Origin of the sequence: Shinella sumterensis, from assembly GCF_004514425.2 — a bacterium.
Lineage (GTDB): Bacteria > Pseudomonadota > Alphaproteobacteria > Rhizobiales > Rhizobiaceae > Shinella > Shinella sumterensis.
Genome location: NZ_MYFN02000017.1, coordinates 61,139 through 83,051, shown reverse-complemented (window position 1 = coordinate 83,051; position 21,913 = coordinate 61,139). Strand labels below are relative to the sequence as shown.

At 63.6% G+C, this 21,913-nt stretch carries 20 protein-coding genes and 1 pseudogene; 6 read left to right on the top strand and 15 right to left on the bottom strand.

Annotation, left to right across the window (positions count from 1 at the left end):
- Positions 1 to 592, top strand: a 592-nt coding sequence (locus B5M41_RS23475) for an NADP-dependent isocitrate dehydrogenase (RefSeq protein ID WP_230640016.1), incomplete at its 5' end; no start/stop codon positions are given.
- Positions 593 to 599: 7 nt separating this feature from the next.
- Here B5M41_RS23475 and B5M41_RS23470 read toward each other — a convergent pair.
- From B5M41_RS23470 to B5M41_RS23460, 3 genes and pseudogenes are all read right to left on the bottom strand, one after another.
- Positions 600 to 1,637: pseudogene (locus B5M41_RS23470) on the bottom strand (ISNCY family transposase); the annotation flags it as partial.
- 204 nt (positions 1,638 to 1,841) lie between these two features.
- Complete coding sequence (locus B5M41_RS23465; protein WP_134652414.1) at positions 1,842 to 2,879, bottom strand: zinc-dependent alcohol dehydrogenase family protein; 1,038 nt, start codon at positions 2,877 to 2,879, stop codon at positions 1,842 to 1,844.
- Between the two features lie 268 nt (positions 2,880 to 3,147).
- Positions 3,148 to 4,164 carry an AraC family transcriptional regulator gene (locus tag B5M41_RS23460; protein WP_134652416.1) on the bottom strand — a complete coding sequence of 339 codons (1,017 nt, stop codon included), beginning with the start codon at positions 4,162 to 4,164 and terminating at the stop codon, positions 3,148 to 3,150.
- 176 nt (positions 4,165 to 4,340) lie between these two features.
- Between B5M41_RS23460 and B5M41_RS23455 the strand changes: the two genes are divergently transcribed.
- From B5M41_RS23455 to B5M41_RS23445, 3 genes are read left to right on the top strand one after another with little or no spacing between them, the layout of a single operon-like run.
- Positions 4,341 to 5,714: a transaminase gene (locus B5M41_RS23455; RefSeq protein WP_134652418.1), complete on the top strand. Its 1,374-nt coding sequence runs from the start codon at positions 4,341 to 4,343 to the stop codon at positions 5,712 to 5,714.
- Entirely contained in the window at positions 5,711 to 7,099 is a 1,389-nt protein-coding gene (locus B5M41_RS23450) for a glutamine synthetase family protein (RefSeq protein ID WP_134652420.1), read from the top strand. Before B5M41_RS23455 ends, B5M41_RS23450 begins: the two co-directional genes overlap by 4 nt.
- Before the next feature lie 2 nt (positions 7,100 to 7,101).
- Complete coding sequence (locus B5M41_RS23445; protein ID WP_134652422.1) at positions 7,102 to 8,136, top strand: histone deacetylase family protein; 1,035 nt, start codon at positions 7,102 to 7,104, stop codon at positions 8,134 to 8,136.
- A 3-nt stretch (positions 8,137 to 8,139) separates the two neighbouring features.
- On the opposite strand, the gene B5M41_RS23440 is transcribed toward B5M41_RS23445, so the two are convergent.
- The 12 genes from B5M41_RS23440 to B5M41_RS23385 all read right to left on the bottom strand — a co-directional run bounded on the left by B5M41_RS23440 (position 8,140) and on the right by B5M41_RS23385 (position 20,982).
- Positions 8,140 to 8,442: a type II toxin-antitoxin system RelE/ParE family toxin gene (locus B5M41_RS23440; RefSeq protein ID WP_202402436.1), complete on the bottom strand. Its 303-nt coding sequence runs from the start codon at positions 8,440 to 8,442 to the stop codon at positions 8,140 to 8,142.
- Positions 8,439 to 8,672, bottom strand: a complete 234-nt coding sequence (locus B5M41_RS23435) for a CopG family ribbon-helix-helix protein (RefSeq protein ID WP_134652424.1) — start codon at positions 8,670 to 8,672, stop codon at positions 8,439 to 8,441. Before B5M41_RS23435 ends, B5M41_RS23440 begins: the two co-directional genes overlap by 4 nt.
- 43 nt (positions 8,673 to 8,715) lie before the next feature.
- Positions 8,716 to 9,858, bottom strand: coding sequence for an alpha-hydroxy acid oxidase (locus B5M41_RS23430; protein WP_134652451.1), 1,143 nt, complete (start codon positions 9,856 to 9,858; stop codon positions 8,716 to 8,718).
- A gap of 173 nt (positions 9,859 to 10,031) precedes the next feature.
- Positions 10,032 to 11,075, bottom strand: coding sequence for a class II fructose-bisphosphate aldolase (gene fba, locus B5M41_RS23425; protein ID WP_134652426.1), 1,044 nt, complete (start codon positions 11,073 to 11,075; stop codon positions 10,032 to 10,034).
- 244 nt (positions 11,076 to 11,319) lie between these two features.
- Complete coding sequence (locus B5M41_RS23420) at positions 11,320 to 14,025, bottom strand: DNA translocase FtsK (RefSeq protein WP_134652428.1); 2,706 nt, start codon at positions 14,023 to 14,025, stop codon at positions 11,320 to 11,322.
- A gap of 209 nt (positions 14,026 to 14,234) precedes the next feature.
- Positions 14,235 to 14,618 (bottom strand): monovalent cation/H(+) antiporter subunit G, encoded by a 384-nt coding sequence (gene mnhG / locus B5M41_RS23415; RefSeq protein ID WP_134652453.1) that lies wholly within the window; start codon positions 14,616 to 14,618, stop codon positions 14,235 to 14,237.
- A 5-nt stretch (positions 14,619 to 14,623) separates the two neighbouring features.
- On the bottom strand, positions 14,624 to 14,905 hold the full coding sequence (locus B5M41_RS23410; RefSeq protein ID WP_134652430.1) for a K+/H+ antiporter subunit F: 282 nt from the start codon (positions 14,903 to 14,905) through the stop codon (positions 14,624 to 14,626).
- Positions 14,902 to 15,378: a Na+/H+ antiporter subunit E gene (locus B5M41_RS23405; RefSeq protein WP_134652432.1), complete on the bottom strand. Its 477-nt coding sequence runs from the start codon at positions 15,376 to 15,378 to the stop codon at positions 14,902 to 14,904. Before B5M41_RS23405 ends, B5M41_RS23410 begins: the two co-directional genes overlap by 4 nt.
- Before the next feature lies 1 nt (position 15,379).
- Positions 15,380 to 17,017 (bottom strand): monovalent cation/H+ antiporter subunit D, encoded by a 1,638-nt coding sequence (locus B5M41_RS23400; RefSeq protein ID WP_134652434.1) that lies wholly within the window; start codon positions 17,015 to 17,017, stop codon positions 15,380 to 15,382.
- On the bottom strand, positions 17,014 to 17,352 hold the full coding sequence (locus B5M41_RS23395; protein ID WP_134652436.1) for a Na+/H+ antiporter subunit C: 339 nt from the start codon (positions 17,350 to 17,352) through the stop codon (positions 17,014 to 17,016). Before B5M41_RS23395 ends, B5M41_RS23400 begins: the two co-directional genes overlap by 4 nt.
- Positions 17,352 to 20,270 carry a monovalent cation/H+ antiporter subunit A gene (locus B5M41_RS23390; protein WP_134652438.1) on the bottom strand — a complete coding sequence of 973 codons (2,919 nt, stop codon included), beginning with the start codon at positions 20,268 to 20,270 and terminating at the stop codon, positions 17,352 to 17,354. Before B5M41_RS23390 ends, B5M41_RS23395 begins: the two co-directional genes overlap by 1 nt.
- Positions 20,271 to 20,364: 94 nt before the next feature.
- Positions 20,365 to 20,982 carry a hypothetical protein gene (locus B5M41_RS23385; protein ID WP_134652440.1) on the bottom strand — a complete coding sequence of 206 codons (618 nt, stop codon included), beginning with the start codon at positions 20,980 to 20,982 and terminating at the stop codon, positions 20,365 to 20,367.
- Between the two features lie 156 nt (positions 20,983 to 21,138).
- On the opposite strand from B5M41_RS23385, the gene B5M41_RS23380 reads away from it, so the two are divergent.
- The gene (locus tag B5M41_RS23380; protein WP_134652443.1) at positions 21,139 to 21,447 is read left to right on the top strand and encodes a DUF2934 domain-containing protein; all 309 of its coding nucleotides are present in this window, start codon (positions 21,139 to 21,141) and stop codon (positions 21,445 to 21,447) included.
- Positions 21,448 to 21,550: 103 nt separating this feature from the next.
- Positions 21,551 to 21,913: a YbaN family protein gene (locus B5M41_RS23375; RefSeq protein WP_134652445.1), complete on the top strand. Its 363-nt coding sequence runs from the start codon at positions 21,551 to 21,553 to the stop codon at positions 21,911 to 21,913.

Genomic DNA, 21,913 nt, shown 5'->3' with positions numbered 1-21,913 from the left:
GACCAAGAACACCATCCTCAAGGTCTATGACGGCCGCTTCAAGGATATCTTCCAGCAGGTCTTCGACGCCGAATTCGCCGAGAAGTTCAAGGAAGCCAAGATCTGGTACGAACACCGCCTGATCGACGACATGGTCGCTTCGGCGCTGAAATGGTCCGGCGGTTACGTCTGGGCGTGCAAGAACTACGACGGCGACGTGCAGTCCGACATCGTGGCGCAGGGCTTCGGCTCGCTCGGCCTGATGACCTCGGTCCTCATGACGCCCGACGGCAAGACGGTGGAAGCCGAAGCCGCGCACGGCACGGTGACCCGTCACTACCGCCAGCACCAGAAGGGCGAGGAAACCTCGACCAACTCGATCGCCTCGATCTTCGCCTGGACGCGTGGCCTTGCCCACCGCGCCAAGCTGGATGGCAATGCGGAACTGGCGAAGTTCTCCGAAACGCTGGAGAAGGTCTGCGTCGAGACCGTCGAATCCGGCTTCATGACCAAGGATCTCGCGCTCCTCATCGGCCCCGACCAGCCTTGGCTCTCCACCACCGGCTTCCTCGACAAGATCGACGAAAACCTTCGCAAGGCCATGGCGGCCTGATCGGCCGACGCACATCCAGCCGACCGTCCGCATAGGCATAGGTCTCGACATAACGGCCAACCAGGCCACGCGTCACCGCGGTCTCCTCCAGCATGATCCGCTTGCGCTCGAACGAAAACGTCAGCTGCGATCCGACATAGCGCTGCTCGCGCTTGCACAGGATCTCAGTCAACCGATCCGGCGCCAGATTCAGCGGCCGATGCAGATCGTCGGGACGGGCAGGGACGATTGCAAAACGCGCGTTGTAGTCCTCTATGAAGCCCGGCAAGAACGCATTGCCCGCCTCCATGCTGTCGATGCCAGAAAGCCTGAGCTCCTTGACCAGGCGATCCTGCAGCGTCCGGTTCATCCGCTCGACCCGCCCCTTGGCCTGGCTCGAATTTGCACAGAGAATCTCGATGTTCAGCTCGCAGAGCGCACGCCCGAACTGGGTCATGCCCTGACCACCCCTGGCATCCTTCTTCGCCACCCGGAACACTGAATGCTTGTCCGAATAGAAGGCAACCGGCGCGCCATGACGCTTGAGATACAGCTCCAATGCCTCGAAATAGGTGAAGGCACTTTCGGAGCGCACGAAGCGCAGCTGCATCAACCTGCCGGTCGCATCGTCGACAAATACCAGCAGCGAGCAAGACGGTCCGCGATCCTCGAACCAGCGATGCTCCGAGCCGTGCTTGCGCGACAGCCAGAGGCTGGCATCAGCCATCCAGCTGCGCACCGTCTCGCGCGATACACGCAGTCCATCGCGCTCGGCCAGCTTCTCCGTCGCCAATGTCGGTCCGAAATCCGCATAGCGTTCGCGAACCAGCGTCATCGCATAATCGCGAACCTCGTCGCTGATCCGGTTGTTCGAGGGCCGACCGATTGCCTTGTGCCGGATCGAAGCCGCGCCGCCAGTCCGCATGCGCTCCAGCAGCCGGCGCACCTGGCGCTCGCTCAGATCAAGCACATGCGCCGCCGATACCGTGGTCATCCGGCCGGCAACCACCTTCGACAAAGTCTCGATCCGTTGCAGATCGCGCTCGCTCATCGCTATCAATCCCATCTGCAATCTCCCAGGCATCGTTCAGGCCCGGGGAGTGTGACATTCCAACTTTGCAGAATCAGGACACTTCAACTTTGCGGCTACAAAAAAAGATCGCGTAATCTGAATTATGGAACAAACTGGCCTTGTCAAACGACGAGCGTAGCGGGCGGCGACCAGCCCGCCAGCATCTAAGCGGTGCCGGCGGGCGTCGTCATACTCGTATTACGCGGCGAGAATGACTTTCATGGCCTTTTCGCGGGCAGCGTTGCCGAACACGTCGTAGGCGTCGAGGATCTGGTCGAGACGGAAGCGGTGCGTGATGAGCTTGCCGGGGTCGAACTTTCCGGCCTTCACGGTCTTCAGCAGCATCGGCGTCGTGTTGGTGTTGACGAGGCCCATCGAGATGTTGATATTCTTGATCCAGAGATCCTCGATGTGGAGTTCCACCGGCTTGCCGTGAACGCCGACATTGGCGATCTTGCCGCCGGCCGAGACGATCTTTTGGCAGATGTCGAAGGTCGCGGGCACGCCGACGGCCTCAATGGCCACATCAACACCCTGGCCGCCGGTCAGGTCCATGATGCGCGACGCCGCGTCTTCCTCGCCGACCTGGATCGTGTCGGTGGCGCCGAACTGGCGAGCGAGCGCCAGGCGCGCCGGATCCATATCGATCATCACGATCCTGCCCGGCGAATAGAACTGCGCCGTCAGAAGTGCGGACATGCCGACCGGTCCCGCGCCGACGATGGCGATCGCATCGCCCGGCTTCACGCCGCCCGCCTGCACGCCGATTTCAAGACCGGTCGGCAGGATGTCCGAGAGCATGACGAGCGCTTCCTCGTCTGCGCCGTCGGGAACCGGATAGAGCGAGTTGTCGCCATGGCGGATGCGGACATATTCGGCCTGGGTTCCATCCACGGTGTTGCCGAGCTGCCAGCCGCCGTCGTCGCAATGGGAATAGAGCTGGCGCTTGCAGTTCGGGCAGGACCCGCACGAGGTGATGCAGGAGATCAGCACCGGATCGCCCTTGCGGAAATTGCGCACCGCGCTGCCGACGTCATCGACGATGCCGACCCCTTCATGGCCGAGCGTGCGCCCTTCGCCGACGCTGGGCACATCGCCCTTGAGAATGTGCAGGTCACTGCCGCAGATGGTCGTCTTCGTGATCTTCACGATGACATCCGTGGCCTCCTGAATGACCGGCTTCGGCTTTTCGACCCAATCCTTTTTCCCTGGGCCGTAATAAACAAGCGCTTTCATCAAATCCTCCCGCGGGGGCGCGCCCCTCAGCATGGTTTTGCAAAGATCACACAAACCCGTCTCCTGTCCGGATGGTGAGGCGCCCCACGGGCACCCAAGCGCAATCTAGACGAGGACGGGACGGCAATCAGAGCGAAGCCTGATCCATTCGGGAATCCGCGCATCGAAATCGGAAGCAATCGGCCAAACGCGCCCAAATCGGCTGCCGAAACGGATCGGCGGCCGCATGTCCGGTGGGAAACGGTTGGGATATCGTGCCGGCGCGCCGCTAGAGACGCGAGAAGCGGTTGCGCAATGTCTGGGATGGCGTTTCGCCGAAGCGCTGCCGGTAGAAGGCCGTCATCGCGGTGAGGTTCACATATCCCCTCGCCCCGGCAATGGACGAAACCGTCTGGCCGGGAGGCGCCTCTTCCAGCGCCTTGCGCAAGCCGTCGAGGCGTCGCGCGGTGAGGTACTCATGCGGCGTCACGCCGCGAAACCGCCGAAACCCCTCCGAAAGGCTGCGGGTGGAAATGCCGAGTTGCGCGGCAATGTCCGCGACGGATGGCGCCTCATGCGCCCTCTCCTCCATCAACCGCTCCGCTTCGCGCACATAACGGGGTGCGGCGCTGCGGGCCCCCGTCTCGAGATTGAGACCCGAGCACTCTGCCCAGCCGCGCAGCAGCTCCAGGCAGAGAGTTTCCTCGATCCGCTTTTCGATGAGCGGGCTGGAAATGCGGTTGTTCTGCGCATCGACGGACAGGGTCGCGTAGTCGAGAAGGGAGAGCCAGGGGGAATGGCCACGGCCGAAAACCAGCCGTTTCTTCCAAAGGTCGTCCTCGGGCACGAAGCCGTACCATCGCTGCGCGGTTTCCTCCATCAGCTTGTGCGGGATGGTCAGGTTGAACTGCAGGTCGTCGCCGTTGGCGATGTTCCAGTAATCGGTGCGGCTGCAATCGACGACGTAGCTGTCTCCCGCAACGGTGTCGATACCCGTACCGTCCGTGAGCGGATGGCGCACCCCGCCGCGCATGGTGTTGACCACGATGATGTTGCCCGACGACGGATCGAACTCGTCCGCCCGCGTCGGAACGCCGAAGCAGAAGCGGCTGAGCACGATCCGGCCGATCGACAGGGTGCGCAAGGTGGCGTTGGGATCGGAGCCGGCGACGAGCGGCCGCGTCGCCAGTGGCATGTAGACGCGGTGGCAGAACGCGTTGACCTCTGACCAATCACGGGACGCGTTCAGCCGGCCGCTCAAGAGTGGCTGGCCCTGCGCATCGTAAAGCAGAGCATGCTCGAGCATTTTCCGCCTCCCTCCATCCGTATCGGCATTCTGCCTGGAAACGGCGAAATATCAATTGCGCCCTTCGCCGCATGGTTTCCAACGGATGTTGCCCGTCGGCCATCTTGCCGTTTGACACTTGAAATCACATCAACCAATATGTGATCACATTTTTGACGAACCTGCTGGAGAACGGGATGGAGAGGGCGAACCTGGAGGCGCGCGCACGTGCGCTCATCGAGGCGGAAGCGGAGGTTTTTCGGGCAAGGCGTCCGCGCTGCGCGGCGGCCCACGACGAGGCGACATCGGGCTTCTTTGACGGCGTGCCGCAGCACTGGATGCTCGATTGGCCCACACCCTTTCCCCTCGTCGTGGACCAGGCAAGCGGTGTCGAACTCGTCGATCTCGACGGCAACCGCATCGTCGACGTCTGCCTCGGCGATACCGGTGCCATGTTCGGTCACGGCCCTGCCCCCGTTCTGGAGGCGCTGAAGAACGCCGGAACGCGTGGCCTCACGACCATGCTGCCCTCGTCTGACGCGCAGGTAGTCGGCCGCCTGCTGGTCGAGCGTTTCGGCCTGCCGCGCTGGCAGCTTGGCGCGACGGCGAGCGATGCCAACCGCTTTGCGATCCGCGTCGCCCGTGCTGTCACGGGCCGCGCCAAGCTGCTCGTTTTCGACGGCTGCTACCATGGCGCAGTGGACGATACGCTGGTCGATCTCGTCGACGGCAAGACCATCTCGCGGCGAAACCTGCTCGGGCAGGTCCGCGACCTCGGAGAACTCACCGTCTCCATTCCCTTCAACGACGAAGCTGCTCTTGCGAAGGCGCTTGCCGCCAACGACATTGCCTGCGTGCTCGCCGAACCGGTCATGACCAACTGCGGCATGATCCCGCCCGCGCCGGGCTTCCACGATGCGTTGCGCCGCCTCACCCGCGATGCCGGCACGCTGCTTCTCATCGACGAGACGCACACCATCTCCACCGGGCTTGGCGGCTATACGAAGGTGCACGGCCTGGAGCCTGATCTCATCGTCATGGGCAAGCCGATCGGCGGTGGTGTGCCGGTCAGCGTCTGGGGCATGACGCAGGCCATTTCGGACAGGCTGCATGTCATCCGGCGCGAACAGAGCGGGCATGGCCATTCCGGCATCGGCACGACGCTGTCCGGCAGCGCCCTCCAGCTCGCCTGCCTGCGCGCTTGCCTGGAACACGTCATGACTGAAGACGCCTATGCGAAGATGCAGGCCAATGCCGATCGCATTGAGGCCGGCTTCAAGGCCGCCATCGCCGCCGCCGGTCTCGACTGGACGGTCTCGCGCGTCGGCGCGCGTCTGGAGGTCGTCTTCTCCGCTGTACCGGTGAAAAACGCCGCGGAAGCGCGGGCTGCGGCCTCCGACACGATCGAGGCCGCGCTGCATCTTTCCATGCTGAACCTCGGCTACCTGCTGACCCCGTTCCACAACATGGTGCTGGTGAGCCCTGCCTTGTCCGAGAAACAGGCAGACGGTCTCGTCGACGCATTCTCGACCGTGATTGGGCGGCTTGCCGAGCGGAGGGCCGCCGCGTGAGCCGTGACCTCGCCACCCGTCCGGCCTCGGCCGCCGATCTTTCCGAAGCCGAGGCGTTTCTGGCCGCCCATCCGGAAATCACCGCCTTCGATCTCGTCCTGATCGACCTCAACGGCATCGCGCGCGGCAAGATCATCCGGCGGCATGAACTGTTGCCGATCTTCCGCTCCGGACGTCACCTGCCGGGCTCCATTCTCGGTCTCGACGTCACCGGCGAGGACGTCGAGGAAACCGGCCTCGTCTGGTCGGACGGCGACGCAGACCGCCGCGCCTGGCCGGTTGCCGGCTCGCTGGTGCCCCTGCCCTGGACCTCGCCGCCACGCGGCGAAGTGCGGCTGGCGCTTTATGAACTGGACGGCACGCCGATGGATGCCGACCCGCGCCATGCGCTGGCCCGGCAGGTCGGGTTGCTGGAGGCGGACGGCTTCCATCCCGTGCTCGCCTATGAGCTGGAATTCTACCTGCTGGACCGCGAGCGGACGCCGGACGGCAATTTCCAGCCACTGCGCCTGCCGCTCACGGGTGAGCGGCCGGACGGCATCCAGGTCTACGGCGTCTCCGAGCTCGACCGGCTGGAACCCTTCATCGACGCCGTCTATCGCGGCGCTGAAGCACAGGGCCTGCCTGTCGAGACGATGATCTCGGAATATGCGCAGGGCCAGTTCGAGCTGACGCTTCGCCATGGTAGCGCGCTGCGGGCGGCTGACGACCTTGCCATGCTGAAGCGCCTCATCCGGGCGCTCGCCGTGCGCCACGGCATGATGGCCTGCTTCATGGCCAAGCCGTTCGCCGGCCGGGCGGGCTCCGGCATGCATGTCCATGCCAGCCTTGGGGGCGCCGCCGGCGAGAACCTGTTTGCCGATCACGGGGAAGCTCTGTCGCCTCTCTTGAGGCATGCGGTGGCGGGCCTGCTGGAGACGATGGAGGAATCCATGCTCGTCTTCGCGCCGCACTTCAACTCGTGGCGTCGTTTTTCCGCGCAGAGCTACGCGCCGACGACCCCGACCTGGGGCACGAACAATCGCAGCGTCGCCGTGCGCATTCCCGCCGGCTCGCCCGCCGGTCGCCATCTCGAGCAGCGCGCCGCCGGCATAGATTCCAATCCCTATCTCGTGGGCGCGACGGTGCTGGCCGGCATGCGCAAAGGCATCCTTGCCAAGGCCGATCCCGGCCCGGAAACGACGGCCTATGCCGAGGGCTCCGGCGACGCACTGTCGCCGGACTGGCGCGGCGCTATCGAGACGGCGAGCCGCTCCGTCTTCCTCAGGGAAGCGCTCGGCGAGCGTCTGCACCATGTCTTCCTCGCGCTCAAGCGCGCCGAATACCGCCGCTTCGCCAACGAAGTGACCGCGCTGGAACGCACATTCTACGGTGAAATCGTCTGACCATGAAAACCTTCTACACCGCCGACCATCACCTGCATCACAGCGGCATGGAGCTGTCCTTCGGCCGCATCGTGGAAACCTTCGAAATGCCGGAACGCGCGGAGATCGTGCTTCGGCGCGTGAAGGAGGTCGGGCTCGGCCCGGTCATCGAGCCGCCGAGCTATGAGCGCGCTGTCATCGAGCGCATTCACACGCCCGACTATGTGGATTTCCTGGAAAACGTCTTTGCCGAGTGGCGCGCGGCGGGACGCGACGGCGAGGTCTGGCCCTATAGCTGGCGCCATCGCTCCATGCCGGCCATCGACACACCGCCCTCCGGTCTCGATGCACGGCTGTCCTACTACTCCTTCGACATGGCCGGATCGATCACCGAGACGACCTGGCAGGCGGCGAAACGCGCCGCCGACACGGCGCTGGCCGGCGCGGACGCCGTGCTCTCCGGCGAGCGCGCCGCCTTCTCGCTCTGCCGCCCGCCCGGCCACCATGCGGGACGCGACTTCTTCGGCGGCTATTGCTACCTCAACAATGCCGCCATCGCCGCCCAGCGCTTTCTCGACAATGGCCACGCCCGCGTCGCGATCTTCGATGTGGATTATCACCACGGCAACGGCACGCAGGAAATCTTCTACGACCGCGATGACGTGCTGCTGGCGAGCCTGCACGGCGACCCGGATTTCGAATTCCCGTTCCATCTCGGCTATGCCCGCGAGCGCGGCGCAGGCAAGGGCGAAGGTTATAACCTGAACTATCCCCTGCCCGCCGGCACGCCCTGGCCGCAGTGGCAGGCGGCTTTCGAGGATGCACACGAGAAAATCCGCGCTTACGAACCGTCAGCGCTTGTCATCTCGCTGGGCGTCGACGCGTTCAAGGACGACCCCATCTCGCAGTTCAAGCTGGAGAGCGATCACTTCCTGACGATCGGCCGCCGCATTGCCGATTTCGGCCTGCCGACGCTTTTCGTCATGGAAGGCGGCTATGCGACCGGCGCACTCGGCCTCAACGCGGTGAATGTGCTGCAAGGCTTTGGGAGCAGCTGACGGTTACAGGATTTCCGGCCATTCGCGCGCGCCGTGCTGCACGAAGAGTACCTCGACGCGAGTCTCCAGAACACGATACGCGACGATATAGGGCGTACCCGGAACGACAAGCTCCCGGGTGCCTTCGATTTCACCGACACGTCCAATAAAGGGATTGTCCGCCAATAGCCGCTTCGTCCGGAGATGGATATTGGCCGTGACCTTTGCCGCTGCCCTGGGATTGCGCTCGGCGATATAATCTCCGATCACTTCCAGCTCACGAAGATAGCGACGGGTCCAGACAACGCGCGTCACGGCGTCCGTCAAGGTTCATATTTGCTGAGGACAATCGCGATCTCGTCTTCACTTACGAAATCGCCCCGGTCAGCGTCCGCAAGGCCCGCCTCGACACCTTCGATCCACTTTTCCTGCCAGGCGAGCGAACGACCATGTGCGAGTGCGTCCTCAATGATCTGACCACGCGTCAGCGAGGAGCGCGCAGCAAGCGCATCGATGCGGCGATCGAGGTCCTTCGATATGGCATTACCTTTGCTCATGGCGCTATTCTCGCACGAACCGCCCGAACTTGCCAGTCCTGCGTCAAGCGTCCCTGTGCAGGTTGTCGCGCGAGAGGTTCTTCACGTCGCGCTCGCCGCACAGCGCCATGGTGGTGTCGAGCTCACGGCGGATGATTTCAAGCGAGCGCCGCACGCCGGCTTTGCCGCCCGCGCCGAGCCCGTAAAGGAAGGGGCGGCCGATATAGGTGCCCTTGGCGCCGTAGCAAAGTGCCTTCAGCACGTCCTGGCCGGAGCGGATGCCGCCATCGAGATGGACTTCCATCTGGTTGCCGACGGCATCGACGATGCGCGGCAGCATGCTGATCGATGAGGCCGCGCCGTCGAGTTGTCGTCCGCCGTGGTTGGAGACGATGATGGCATCCGCACCGCTGCCGAGCGACATGCGCGCATCTTCTTCATCCAGAATGCCCTTCAGGATGAGCTTGCCGCCCCACTGGTCGCGGATCCATTCGATGTCCTTCCAGGACAGTTGCGGATCGAACTGCTCCGACGTCCAGGACGAAAGCGACGAGAGGTCGCCCACGCCCTTGGCATGGCCGACGATGTTGCCGAAGGTGCGGCGTTTGGTGCCGAGCATGTCGAGGCACCAGAACGGTCGGGTCATCATCTGCCAGACGTGCTTGGGCGTGAAGCGCGGCGGAGCGGACAGGCCGTTGCGCAGATCCTTGTGCCGCTGGCCGAGGATCTGGAGATCGAGCGTCAGGACGAGAGCCGAGCAACCGGCCGCCTTGGCGCGGTCGATCAAGCTCAGGACGAAGTCGCGGTCCCGCATTACATAGAGCTGGAACCAGAACGGCTTGGACGTGACGGAGCGCACGTCCTCGATCGAGCAGATGCTCATGGTGGAAAGCGTGAAGGGAACGCCGAACTCCTCCGCCGCCTGCGCGGCCAGCATCTCACCGTCGGCATGCTGCATGCCGGTGAAGCCGGTGGGCGCGATGGCGACCGGCATCGACACCTTCTCGCCGATCATCTCGCTTGCGAGCGAGCGGTTGGTCATGTCGACCAGCACGCGCTGGCGCAGCTTGATCTTGCGGAAATCCTCTTCGTTGGCACGGTATGTGCTCTCGGTCCAGGCGCCGGAGTCCGCATAGTCGAAGAACATCTTCGGCACCCTTCGACGCGCCTGTTCCTTGAGGTCTGCAATTGTCAGGGCCCGTTCCACGCTCATGTCGTCCTCGCACCGGCCACGCTGTCGCAATGGTCCGCTTCCAACTGGATTGCGCCATCTTTTACGAGGACGTGCGGCGCCTCGCAACGAATTCCTGCGGCTTGCAGCGTCAAATCAAAACCCTCCCGGCTGGGAGCCGGGAGGGCGCGAATGGTGGTGACGACGGCTTAGCTTGCCGCGTAGAATTTCGCCATCTCCGGCAGGCGCTTGACGCGAATGCCGGACGCCTTGCCGGCCGTGCGGAAGGCCTCGAAGCGCTCGCGGCAGACCTCCTGCATGCGGGCCGTCGCCGGCTTCAGGTAGGTGCGCGGGTCGAAGTTCTCCGGCTTTTCCTTGAAGTTCTTGCGGATCGTGCCGGTCATGGCGAGACGCAGGTCCGTGTCGATATTGACCTTGCGCACCCCGAGCGGGATCGCCTTCTGGATTTCGGCGACGGGGACGCCCCATGTCTGCTTCATCTCGCCGCCATATTCGGTGAACAGGTCCTGCAAGTCTTGCGGGACCGAAGACGAGCCGTGCATGACGAGATGCGTGTTCGGCAGCTTGGCGTGGATCTTGGCAATGGTCTCGATCGACAGGATGTCGCCATCCGGCGCGCGGGTGAACTTGTAGGCGCCATGGCTCGTGCCGATGGCGACGGCAAGCGCATCGACACCGGTCTTGGAAACGAAGTCCAGAGCCTGGTCGGGGTCGGTCAGCAGTTCCTCGCGCGTCAGCTTGCCTTCGAAGCCGTGGCCGTCTTCCTTCTCGCCGGCGCCCGTTTCCAGATTGCCGAGACAGCCAAGCTCGCCTTCGACCGAAACACCGGCCGCATGCGCGATCTTCACGACCTCGGCCGTGACGTCGACATTGTATTCGTAGCTCGCGATCGACTTGCCGTCGGCCAGCAGCGAGCCGTCCATCATGACGGAGGTGAAGCCGTTGGTGATGGCGGAAATGCAGGTGGAGGGCTGGTCGCCATGGTCGAGATGCAGGCAAACGGGAATGTGCGGATACTCCTCGGCCGCGCCGAGAATGAGGTGGCGCAGGAAGGCATCGCCCGCATAGGAGCGCGCACCGCGGCTCGCCTGCAGGATCACGGGAGAATCCGTCGCATCCGCCGCGCGCATGACTGCCTGGATGTATTCCAGGTTGTTTACGTTGAATGCGGGCAGTGCGTAGTCGTTCTCCGCTGCGTGATCGAGCAGTTGCCGCATGGTGATCAAGGCCATTCCTGTCCTCCCTTGGATGCATGGTATCGGGGTCGGCGGCACTATTCACACATCGTCAGGCAGATGCAACAGCCGCTCGGGACCGCGCCGGAAGCCAAATCGATTAAATCGGGGACGGCTTCGAATTTTCCTGGCCGGACCATAAAAATCCGGCCCGCTTGTACGGGCCGGATCCAAAAAAGATCGGCAATTCAAATAAGTAGGACTATTGCCCGATCTCGGAGCAATCGCCCGGCGAACGCTCTCAGTCGTCGTCGCCCATCTCTGGCGGAGCGACCGCGTTGCGTTCCCCGCTGATGATCTCGCGTTTGCCGACATGGTTGGCGGCGCCGACGAGGCCTTCCTTCTCCATGCGCTCCACGAGGGAAGCTGCGCGGTTGTAACCGATGGCCAGCCGGCGCTGGATGTAGGATGTCGAGCACTTGCGATCCCGCATCACGACCTTGACGGCCTTCTCGTAGAGATCGTCGCCATCCTCTGCTGCGATGTCGCCCTTGTCGAAGACGGCGCCACCGGCCGCGGGCTTTTCTTCCTCTTCGTCTTCCTCACCGGCCGTGACCGTCTCGAGATATTCGGGACGCCCCTGCGCCTTGAGGTGCAGCACGACCTTCTCGACTTCCTCGTCGGAGACGAAGGGACCGTGCACGCGGGAAATGCGACCTCCGCCGGCCATGTGCAGCATGTCGCCCTGGCCGAGAAGCTGTTCGGCACCCTGCTCGCCAAGGATCGTGCGGCTGTCGATCTTCGACGTCACCTGGAAGGAGATACGGGTGGGGAAGTTCGCCTTGATCGTGCCGGTGATGACATCGACCGAAGGACGCTGCGTCGCCATGATCAGGTGAATGCCGGCGGCACGCGCCATCTGGGCGAGCCGCTGGATGGCGCCTTCGATTTCCTTGCCGGCAACCATCATGAGGTCGGCCATCTCGTCGACGATGACGACGATGTAGGGCATCGGCTCGAGGGAGAGTTCCTGTTCCTCGTTGATCGCCTCGCCGGTCCCCTTGTCGAAGCCGGTCTGGACGCTGATCGAGATGGTCTCGCCCTTGTCACGGGCAGCGGCGACACGGTTGTTGTAACCGTCGATGTTGCGCACGCCCAGGCGCGACATCTTGCGATAACGGTCCTCCATCTCACGCACGGCCCATTTCAGCGCCATGACGGCCTTCTTGGGATCGGTAACGACCGGGGTCAGCAGGTGCGGAATGCCGTCATAGATCGACAGTTCCAGCATCTTCGGATCGACCATGATCAGGCGGCATTCTTCCGGACGGAACCGGTAGAGCAGCGAGAGGATCATGGTGTTGATGGCGACGGACTTGCCGGAGCCCGTCGTGCCGGCCACGAGCAGGTGCGGCATCTTCGCGAGTTCGGCGATGACGGGTTCCCCGCCGATCGTCTTGCCCAGGCAGATCGGCAGCTTGAAGCCGGTCTTGGCGAAATCGGGCGAGTCGATCATTTCGCGGAAATACACGGTCTCGCGTGTCGTGTTCGGCAGTTCGATGCCGATGACGTTGCGGCCGGGCACGACCGCCACACGGGCCGAAAGCGCCGACATGGAGCGTGCGATATCGTCGGCAAGACCGATGACGCGCGATGATTTGACACCCGGTGCAGGCTCGAATTCATAGAGCGTGACGACCGGACCGGGACGGACATGGATGATCTCGCCGCGAACGCCGAAATCTTCCAGAACGCTTTCGAGAAGGCCGGCATTCTGTTCGAGCTGTTCCTGGGTCAGCACGAAACCGACGGTGCGCGGCGGCTCCTGCAAGAGTTCGCGCGGCGGGTACTCGTAGGTGCCGCCCATGGGCGTCGCCATGGTCACCTCGAACGGGCGCGCGCGCGAGAGCACCGAAGACGGGGCTTCACGAACAGGTTCGGCCGCCGCAACAGGGGTAACCGCGACGGGCACCTGCGGGATCTGGACGGCAGCGGGCACAATCTCCTGAATGGCTTCTGCCACCGGCTGGACAGCGGCCACCGGTTCCACGTCCGCCACACTTGGCGCCGTTACGATCTGTGTCTCCGGCTTTCGGCCGGATGCCGGGCGGCATTCGACGACGCGGAAGAGCGAGGTGATGGAGGCCGGTCCGGCCTTCTGTTCCGCAACGACAAGGGGCTTCGCAACGACCGGCTCGGCGACCGGCAGCGACATGCGCACGACGGAGACGGCTGGGCGCACCGGAATGGGCATGACGACGGGTGCGGCGACAAGCTCCTCGCCCGGCGTCATGGTCTCGAAGAAGGCATGGTCGGAGAGATGGGCAAAGCGCTCTATGGCGGCGCGGATGTCGGGCTTTACGGCCGGCGCTGCCTCAGCGGCCGGTGCGGGCTTGCGCGCGAGGAAGGGAGAACGAATGGGACTTTCAGGTTTGAACACGACAGCGGCATCTTCCGGTATTTCATGGGTCTTGGCGGCCACGACCGCCTGGACGAATTGGGGGACGGGATCGGCGGGAACACTCTCCGGCGCCTGCTGTGCCTCGAAGCGGCGGCGCCGTTCATCGAGCGCTTCACGCAGGCGCTGAAGCAGTTCGGCCTGCGAAAGCTGGGTCGACTGCAATTCGGCAGCGGGTTCGACGATCACCTCGGGTTGGGGTTCGATGACCGATTCGGTAATCGCGGCGGCTTCGGCGGCGGCCTCCTCGGTCTTTGCGGAGACCTTGTCAGGCGTCCGTGTAAAGCGGACATTGGGCGCCAGATAGAAGTGGCTCTCCCAGCTTCCGTCGGCATACTGGCCGGGATCGTAGCCGCGCAGCGCAGGCGAGCGGAAGCGCGGACGATAGGTATCGTCGTTCGCCACCGGCGGCTCTTGCGTGATCCAGGCTTCTTCCGGTGCGGCCTCTTCGGCCAAACCATTGCCTTCATGAAAGAAATCCGACGCGTTCTCGTCGGCTTCCGTTTCAGATTCGAGGATAGGATAGAAGTTTGTTCTGGAAATACGCATGAACCTGCACACTCGACGATCATTGCCGATAGGGATGCGTAGATGGTTAGGAAATGAAGGTTAACAATGTCTTTGGAGTGGCGCAGAATCCTTATCACGATCCCGTTTCGGAGCGTCGTCCTAGCGCTTCAAAAGGGCGCATGGGCGTGATCCTCCGCGGGTTGCCGCGGGTGGATCGAATGCAAAAAATTCTATGGGATAACCCCGCCTCACTCGCCGAGGGCGGGGCCGCTTTTCGGTTCGTCCGGGGACACTTCGGCCAGCACATCCGGATTGCCCTCTGCCCTGTCCCGGTGAAGGGCGGCACGGGCGAGCAGCATCAAGGTGACCGGTGTCGTGACGGTCACGAAAATGCCGATCAGGATTTCGTGGATGACCGGCCGCGTGGCAAGCACGGTGAAGAAGATCATCGAGGCCATCACGATGCCGCCGGTCCCCCAGCTGGTGCCGAGCGTCGGCGCATGGATGCGCTCGTAGAAGGACGGCAGGCGCGAGAAACCGATCGTGCCGATCAGCGTCAGACCCGAGCCGACGACGAGAAAGAACGAGACGAGAATCGCTGCCCAGACCGGCAGGTCGACCGCGTGATCCATGATGTTCATTCGATGACCTCCCCGCGCATCAGGAACTTGGCGAGTGCCACCGTGGCCACGAAACCGAGCATGCCGATGACCAGCGACGCCTCGAAATAGATGTCCTTGCCCGTGCGGATGCCGAACACCATCAGAAGCAGCATCGAGTTCACATAGAGCGTGTCGAGCGCCAGGACGCGATCCTGGGCCCGCGGACCACGCGACATGCGTAGCGCCGCGAGCGCCATGGCGATGGCGAGGCAGACCTGGGCGAATGTCAGGGAAACGGCGAGAATGGTCTGGCTCATTCGAAGATCTCCATCAGCAGCGCCTCGTACCGCCCCTTGATCAGGGTCTGCCACTCGGCCTCGTCGACAAGGTCGAGGACGTGGATCAGCACCGTCCGGTTCAGCGAATTGTATTCAAGCCAGGCCGTGCCCGGCGTACTGGTCACCACGACAGCAAGGACCGCGAGCGCCATCGGGCTCTCCACATCGAGCGGAACGGTGATGAAGCCCGACTTGAACTTTCGCTTGTGCCCGCCAAGGATGATGGACGCGACGGCGATGTTCGAGCGCACGATATCGTAGAGCACGATGCCGACGAGTTTGGGCAGCAGATACCACTTCTTCAGGCGAGGCTTGGCAGGCCGCAGCGACGCCATGCCCCAGGAGGCAAAGACGGCGACGATGCAGCCGAGGATAAGGTGGCCGAGCGTAAAACCGTTCAGGGCCAGCCACATGATGACGAGGGATGCGCTCAGCAGCGGATAGGGCAGCATGTCAGATCCCTCCCCCGCCTTCCGGCCCGCCCGGTTCCTCGACGCCGACGCGGCGGGCATTGATCACCGCATCGATATAGGTTGCCGGGTGCTGAAGACCGTTGACGGTCTCCTCCATGTAGCGCATCGCGGGACCCGCCTGCACGGTGAGCGCGAGCGTCATGGCGATCAGCAGCAAGACAGGCGCCATTTCCATGACGAGGACGCGGGGAACGGTGCCCTCCATCGAGGCCCAGAAAGTGCGGATACCGGCGCGCGTCATGGAGATGAGCGCGGCCAGTCCTGACAGGATGAGAAGCGCCACGATCCACCAGACGGAGGCCGGAATCGGTGCGTCGGTGGCCACACCACTCCCGATCATGCCCGTCATCATGGCGAACTTGGCCACGAAACCGGACAGCGGCGGCAGGCCGGAAAGCAGGATGCCGCAGGCGGCGAAGCACACACCGAGCACCGCGATGGTCGCGGGCATGGTCACGCCAACCTCGACTTCCTGCTCTTCCTCGTCGGCGTCGCCATAGGCTTCCATCGTCACCGCCAGAACCGACGCACCGGCGTCCTGCCCGCGCTCGACAAGTTCGATGAGCAGGAAGAAGGCCGCGATGGTGAGCGTGGAACTGACCATGTAGAACAGCGCCCCGGCGGTCACCATACCGTTGTTGAGGCCGAGCACGGCCAGCAGCGTACCCGACGATACGAGGACGGAATAGCTGGCAAGCCGTCCGAGCGCCTGCGATGCCAGAACGCCGATCGTGCCGAACGCCACCGTCGCCATGCCGCCATAGAGCAGGACATTGAGGCCGAGTCCGGCGGATTCGCCCTGGCCGAACACCAGAAGCGAAAGCCGCAGGATGACGTATATGCCGACCTTGCTCATGATCGCGAAGATGCCGGCAACGGGCGCCGTCGCTGCGCTATAGGCGGCCGGAAGCCAGAAGTTCAGGGGCCACATGCCCGCCTTGATGAGAAAGACGATGCCGAGAATGGCGGCGCCCGCCTCCAGCAGCATGCGCCGGTCGCCTTCGATCTCGCCGATGCGCACCGCAAGATCTGCCATGTTGAGCGTGCCGGCGGAGCCGTAGATGGCGCTGACACCGATGAGGAAGCACAGCGCGGCAGCGAGGTTGACCGCGATGTAATGCAGACCGGCCTTGACGCGCATGGGGCCGGAGCCGTGCATCAAAAGCCCGTAGGACGCCGCCAGCATGACCTCGAAGAAGACGAAGAGGTTGAAGAGGTCGCCTGTCAGGAACGCGCCGTTCAGCCCCATCAGCAGGAACTGGAAAAGCGAGTGGAAATGCGCGCCTGCCGCATGCCAGCGCGCCAGCGCGTAGACCAGCGTCGGGACCGCGAGGATGGAGGCCAGCACGAGCATGAGCGCGGAGAGGCGATCGACAACCAGCACGATGCCGAAGGGTGCCGGCCAGTTGCCCAGCATATAGACGCCCTCGAACCGTTCCGGACCATAGCTTGCAAAGCGGAACAGGCTGACGGCGATGGCGACGAGCGCGAGGCAGGACACCACGCTGATCATGGCCTTCACGACGCGCTGGCGCTCATCGAAGAACAGCAGGAGCGCGCCCGCAAGCAGCGGGATGAGGATCGGCGCGATGATGAGGTTCTGCTGCCAGCCGCTCATTTGGGCTGCTCCCTGCCGTCAACGTGATCGGTGCCGGTAAGGCCGCGCGCGGCAAGCAGGACCACAAGGAAGAGGGCTGTCGTCGCAAAGCCGATGACGATGGCCGTCAGGACCAGTGCATGCGGGACCGGGTCTGTCAGCGTCGAGATATCGACGCCCTCGCCCAGCACGGGCGCGGCATTGGATTTCACGCCGCCGACGGCGAAGATGAAGAGGTTGACGGCATAGGACAGAAGCGAGAGGCCGATGATCACCTGATAGGTGCGCGGGCGCAGCAGGAGCCAGACCCCGGATCCCGTCATGATGCCGATACCGATTGCGAGAACGAGCTCCATCAGGCTTCCTCCGCCTTGGTGGCGTCGAGATTGCGAACCCGATGCGTACGAATGGATTGGTGCGCAAGCGCGATGAGGATCAGCACCGTCGCGCCGACGACGAGCGAAAAGACGCCGAGATCGAACATCAGCGCCGACGCCATCGGCACCTTCCCGATGAACGGCACATCGATATATTGCGAGTGCGACGTCAGGAACGGATAACCGAACAGCCAGGCGCCCATGCCCGTGAGCGGCGCGACGAGCAGGCCGAAGCCCATCCAGCGCAGGGGCAGGATGCGCAGCCTGTCCTCCGCCCAACGCACGCCGCCCGCAAGATACTGCAGGAGGAAGGCGATCGCCATGGTCACGCCGCCGGCAAACCCGCCGCCCGGCAGGTCATGGCCGCGCATGAACAGGTAGATCGCGAAGGTGACGATGACCGGGAACATCCACTGCATGATGACCGAGGGCACGAGCAGGTAGTCCCGCACCGTATCGCCGGCCGAACGCTCCGGTTGCTCATCGTCGTAGGCTGCCTGGATTCGCTGCTGTTCCGGCTTCTCGATGCTGTCGGGCGCAGGGCGGAAGCGGCGCAGCAGCGCAAATACCGTCAGCGCCACGATCGCCAGCACCACGATCTCGCCCATCGTGTCGAAGCCGCGGAAATCCACCAGAATGACGTTGACGACATTGCGCCCGCCGCCTTCCGTATAGGCCTTCTCCAGGAAATAGCTGGCAATGGCGTCCGGCACCGGCTGCTTCATGATCGCATAGGACAGCAGGAACATGCCGAAGCCGCAGGAAACGGCGAGCAGGAAATCGCGGAAGCGACGGCCGCGCGCGGCGAGCGTCACGGAGTTGTCGACCTTCTCGTACCGCTTCGGCAGCCAGCGCAACCCGAGCAGCAGAAGCACGGTCGTCACGATCTCCACCACGAGCTGCGTGATGGCGAGATCGGGCGCCGAAAGCCAGACGAAGGTGATGCAGGTGGTGATACCTGCGCCGCCAAGCAGCACGAGGGCGGCCAGCCGGTGGTACTTCGCCTGGTAGGCGGCGGCGAGCGCGCAAAAAGCGCCGATGCACCAGATCGCCGCAAAGATCGGATCGATCCCGCTGATGGCGACCGGCGTCGGCGTGAAGCCGGCCATATAGAGCGGCACCACGCCTGCCAGCAGGCCGGCAGCGGCGATCAGACGCAATTGCGGCTGCAGATTGCGCGTACCGAAGCGGCTTTCCATCCAGCGCGCCCACTTCCACGACACCGTGACCAGCACGCGCTCGAAGATGCGCTGCCCCGCGAGATGACGGAAGATCGGCGGGCCATCGTCGCACCGGGCCAGATAGTCCTTCAGCAGGACATAGAGCAGGACGCCGCCGGCAAGCGCGATCATGCTCATGATCAGCGGCGTGTTGATGCCGTGCCAGACGGCCAGGCTGTATTCGGGCGTGCGATCGCCGAGCACCGAAACGACAGCCGAATGGAGGAAGGGTCCGATCGACAGGCTCGGGATGACGCCGACGACGAGGCAGGCCAGCACCAGGAACTCGACGGGGAAGCGCATCCAGTGCGGCGGCTCATGGGGTTTCGGCTTGGGCAGGTCCAGCGGCGGCGGGCCGAAGAAGACGGTATGGATGAAGCGCAGCGAATAGACGACGGAGAACGCGCCGGCGAGAGTCGCGATATAGGGCAGCATGCGGTCCAGCACGGAATCGGCATGCGTCTCGACGGCCTCGGCGAAGAACATCTCCTTGGAAATGAACCCGTTGAGCAGCGGCACGCCCGCCATGGCGGCACTCGCCACCATGGCCAGCGTGCCCGTAATCGGCAGGTACCTGTAGAGGCCGCTTAGTCGCCGCATGTCGCGGGTGCCGGTTTCATGGTCGATGATCCCGGCGGCCATGAAGAGCGACGCCTTGAAGGTCGCGTGGTTCATCATGTGGAAGATCGCCGCGACGGCAGCCAGCGGGCTGCCGAGGCTGAGCAGCGTGGTGATGAGACCGAGATGGCTGATCGTCGAATAGGCGAGCAGGCCTTTCAGGTCCTGCTGGAACATGGCGAAATAGGCGCCGAGCAGCAGGGTGCAGGTGCCGGCGATGCCGACGAGCATGAACCATTCATAAGTGCCCGACAGCGCCGGCCAGAAGCGGACCAGAAGGAAGACGCCGGCCTTCACCATGGTCGCCGAATGCAGGTAGGCCGAGACCGGCGTCGGCGCCGCCATGGCATTGGGAAGCCAGAAGTGGAAGGGCACCTGCGCACTCTTCGTGAGCGCGCCGATCAGGATCAGGACGAGCGCCGTCAGGTAGAGCGGATGGGCCTTGATCTGGTCGCCCGCCCCCAGCACCACGTCGAGATCATAGCTGCCGACGATATGGCCAAGCACCAGAAGGCCTGCCAGAAGGCAGAAGCCGCCGATACCCGTGATCGTCAGCGCCATGCGTGCGCCGTCGCGTGCCGTGGCGTTGTTGTGCCAATAGCTGATCAGCAGGAAGGAGAAGATGCTGGTCAGCTCCCAGAACACCGAGAGCAGGATGATATTGCCGGAGAGAACGATGCCGAGCATCGAGCCCATGAAGGCAAGCAGGAAGGAGAAGAAGCGCGGAACCGGATCTTCTTCCGACATGTAGTAGCGCGCATAGAGCACGACGAGGCAGCCGATGCCGGTGATCAGCATGGCGAAGAGCCAGGCAAAGCCGTCCATGCGCAGCGTGAAGTTCAGTCCGAACTGCGGCAGCCATTCGATATCGAGCCGTAATTTTCCACCGGCGCGAACGGCGGGATACACTGCCGCCGTCAGCACGAGGCACAGAAACGTTACGGCGCCGGCCATGCGGGCGGCAAGAACGCGGGAATCCGTCCGGAGCAGCATGATCGCCGCAAGGCTTCCCAGGAAGGGAAGGCATACCAGCAGGACCAGAACCATTTCACCTGTCATTGTTTGATCGATCGCTTTCGAACGTCGGGTGCTTCTCTCATGCCGGCACGCCGGCCATATGCAAAGCCGCGCGATCTGAAATGATCGAACGGCGTCAGGCGATATCCGCAGGCGGCGCACGCGCCGCCGACGTCACGAGATGGCTATCGGCGAAGCAGCGCGAACGCCCCGGTACCACACCGGCCGCAGAGCCAAACGGCCCGGTGAATACGGCCTCAAGCGGACAGATCAGTTCGACACCGCGCCCATCCGAAGACATCAGCTTGCCTGCGACCTGCCCCTTCGCCCCTTCCAAACCGGCGGAAGTGGAAAGAGATCCCGCATTCTTCTGCGCGCCATGAACAAGAACGCGCGGCGCCACGCTGCCGGCCACGGGAGCCGATAACGTGAATGCCAGCAGCAAAATGCAGGTGAGCGCAGAGCAGAGGAGGCAGAACGCCGGATAAAACGGCCTGTGCTGTCGCCTTGCTCCCGTCAAACGCCCTACCCTTCGATTCGCCTGCCTGTGATGGATATTTTCGTATCCGGACAATACGTTGGCGGGATCGGCGCTGTCCACCCGCGAGCATGAAATTTTTCCAAAATTGCAACGATTTGCCGCGTCTGGCAGGATGATTTTCCGTTTCGTGGGAAAAACCATGTTCGGCGACGCATGCAGGCCGGCTTGAAGCCCCGCCCCTTTGGGCGCATCCTTCTCAAGCGAATCGCACAAAGCAGGCCCACCCACGTTCCGCTTGACGGTGTCGTGGGCGGTTGAAGACTGGTGACACGGGAAGACCGACGGAACCGGAGAATTTCGTGCCGAAGCTTCGGCGGTCCCAACCGCGGCGCATGCACGACATCAATCACTCTCACTAGAGGACCAGCGATGACGGATACGCGAAGGGAATGGATCAGCAAGAGAGCCTATACGATCTGGGAGGAAGCCGGCCGGCCGGACGGGCGCGACGGCGACCATTGGGATCAGGCCGAGCGGGAACACGCCGATTTCGAGAAGGGCGCGGTCGCGAAGAAGGCCGCCAAGAAGCCGCTGATCGAAATCTCCGGCAAGGCGAAGCCTGCGAAGGCGCAGCCGGCCAAGCCGAAGAAGAAGGAAGCCAAGGCGGAAAAACCGGCAGTCGCTAAAGTTCCTGCCAAGGCGAAAACGGCGAAGGCCGCAGCCGACAAATCGGTCTGATCCGCCGGCGGCGGCCGTTTCGTCCGCCGCGGCATCCTGCCCCCTTGGAAGCCGGCGGAAAGCGCTCTATCTGGACCTCGACCACTCCCAAGACGAGGTTCCCTTGCGCTGGATCTACATGCTGGCCGGCCTTTTCATGACGGCGCTCGGCATTGTCGGCGCCTTCCTACCGCTGTTGCCGACCACGCCGTTCCTTCTGGTCGCGGTCTGGTGTTTCTCGCGATCCTCGCCGCGCCTGGAGCAATGGTTGCTCAACCACCGCACGCTGGGGCCGCCGCTGACGAATTGGCGCCGCGAAGGCGCCATCTCGGCGCGGGCGAAAACGATGGCCGTATCGCTGATCGTCGCGAGCTACGGCTTCTTCTGGTATCGCACACAGCCATCGCCGCTTTTAGCTGTAATCGTCGGGCTGGTGCTTGCGGGAAGCGTCACCTTCATCCTCACACGCCCGCTGCCGAAAGGTTGA

Bases quoted from the DNA above. Each gene is read 5' to 3' on its own strand.
- B5M41_RS23395 (WP_134652436.1), bottom strand. From the start codon at position 17,352: ATGGAGCTCGTTCTCGCAATCGGTATCGGCATCATGACGGGATCCGGG.
- B5M41_RS23420 (WP_134652428.1), bottom strand. From the start codon at position 14,025: ATGCGTATTTCCAGAACAAACTTCTATCCTATCCTCGAATCTGAAACG.
- fba (WP_134652426.1), bottom strand. From the start codon at position 11,075: ATGGCCTTGATCACCATGCGGCAACTGCTCGATCACGCAGCGGAGAAC.
- B5M41_RS23390 (WP_134652438.1), bottom strand. From the start codon at position 20,270: ATGACAGGTGAAATGGTTCTGGTCCTGCTGGTATGCCTTCCCTTCCTG.
- B5M41_RS23455 (WP_134652418.1), top strand. From the start codon at position 4,341: ATGGAGAGGGCGAACCTGGAGGCGCGCGCACGTGCGCTCATCGAGGCG.
- B5M41_RS23400 (WP_134652434.1), bottom strand. From the start codon at position 17,017: ATGAGCGGCTGGCAGCAGAACCTCATCATCGCGCCGATCCTCATCCCG.
- B5M41_RS23435 (WP_134652424.1), bottom strand. From the start codon at position 8,672: ATGAGCAAAGGTAATGCCATATCGAAGGACCTCGATCGCCGCATCGAT.
- B5M41_RS23465 (WP_134652414.1), bottom strand. From the start codon at position 2,879: ATGAAAGCGCTTGTTTATTACGGCCCAGGGAAAAAGGATTGGGTCGAA.
- B5M41_RS23445 (WP_134652422.1), top strand. From the start codon at position 7,102: ATGAAAACCTTCTACACCGCCGACCATCACCTGCATCACAGCGGCATG.
- B5M41_RS23405 (WP_134652432.1), bottom strand. From the start codon at position 15,378: ATGCTGCCCTATCCGCTGCTGAGCGCATCCCTCGTCATCATGTGGCTG.
- mnhG (WP_134652453.1), bottom strand. From the start codon at position 14,618: ATGGATCACGCGGTCGACCTGCCGGTCTGGGCAGCGATTCTCGTCTCG.
- B5M41_RS23410 (WP_134652430.1), bottom strand. From the start codon at position 14,905: ATGAGCCAGACCATTCTCGCCGTTTCCCTGACATTCGCCCAGGTCTGC.
- B5M41_RS23460 (WP_134652416.1), bottom strand. From the start codon at position 4,164: ATGCTCGAGCATGCTCTGCTTTACGATGCGCAGGGCCAGCCACTCTTG.
- B5M41_RS23380 (WP_134652443.1), top strand. From the start codon at position 21,139: ATGACGGATACGCGAAGGGAATGGATCAGCAAGAGAGCCTATACGATC.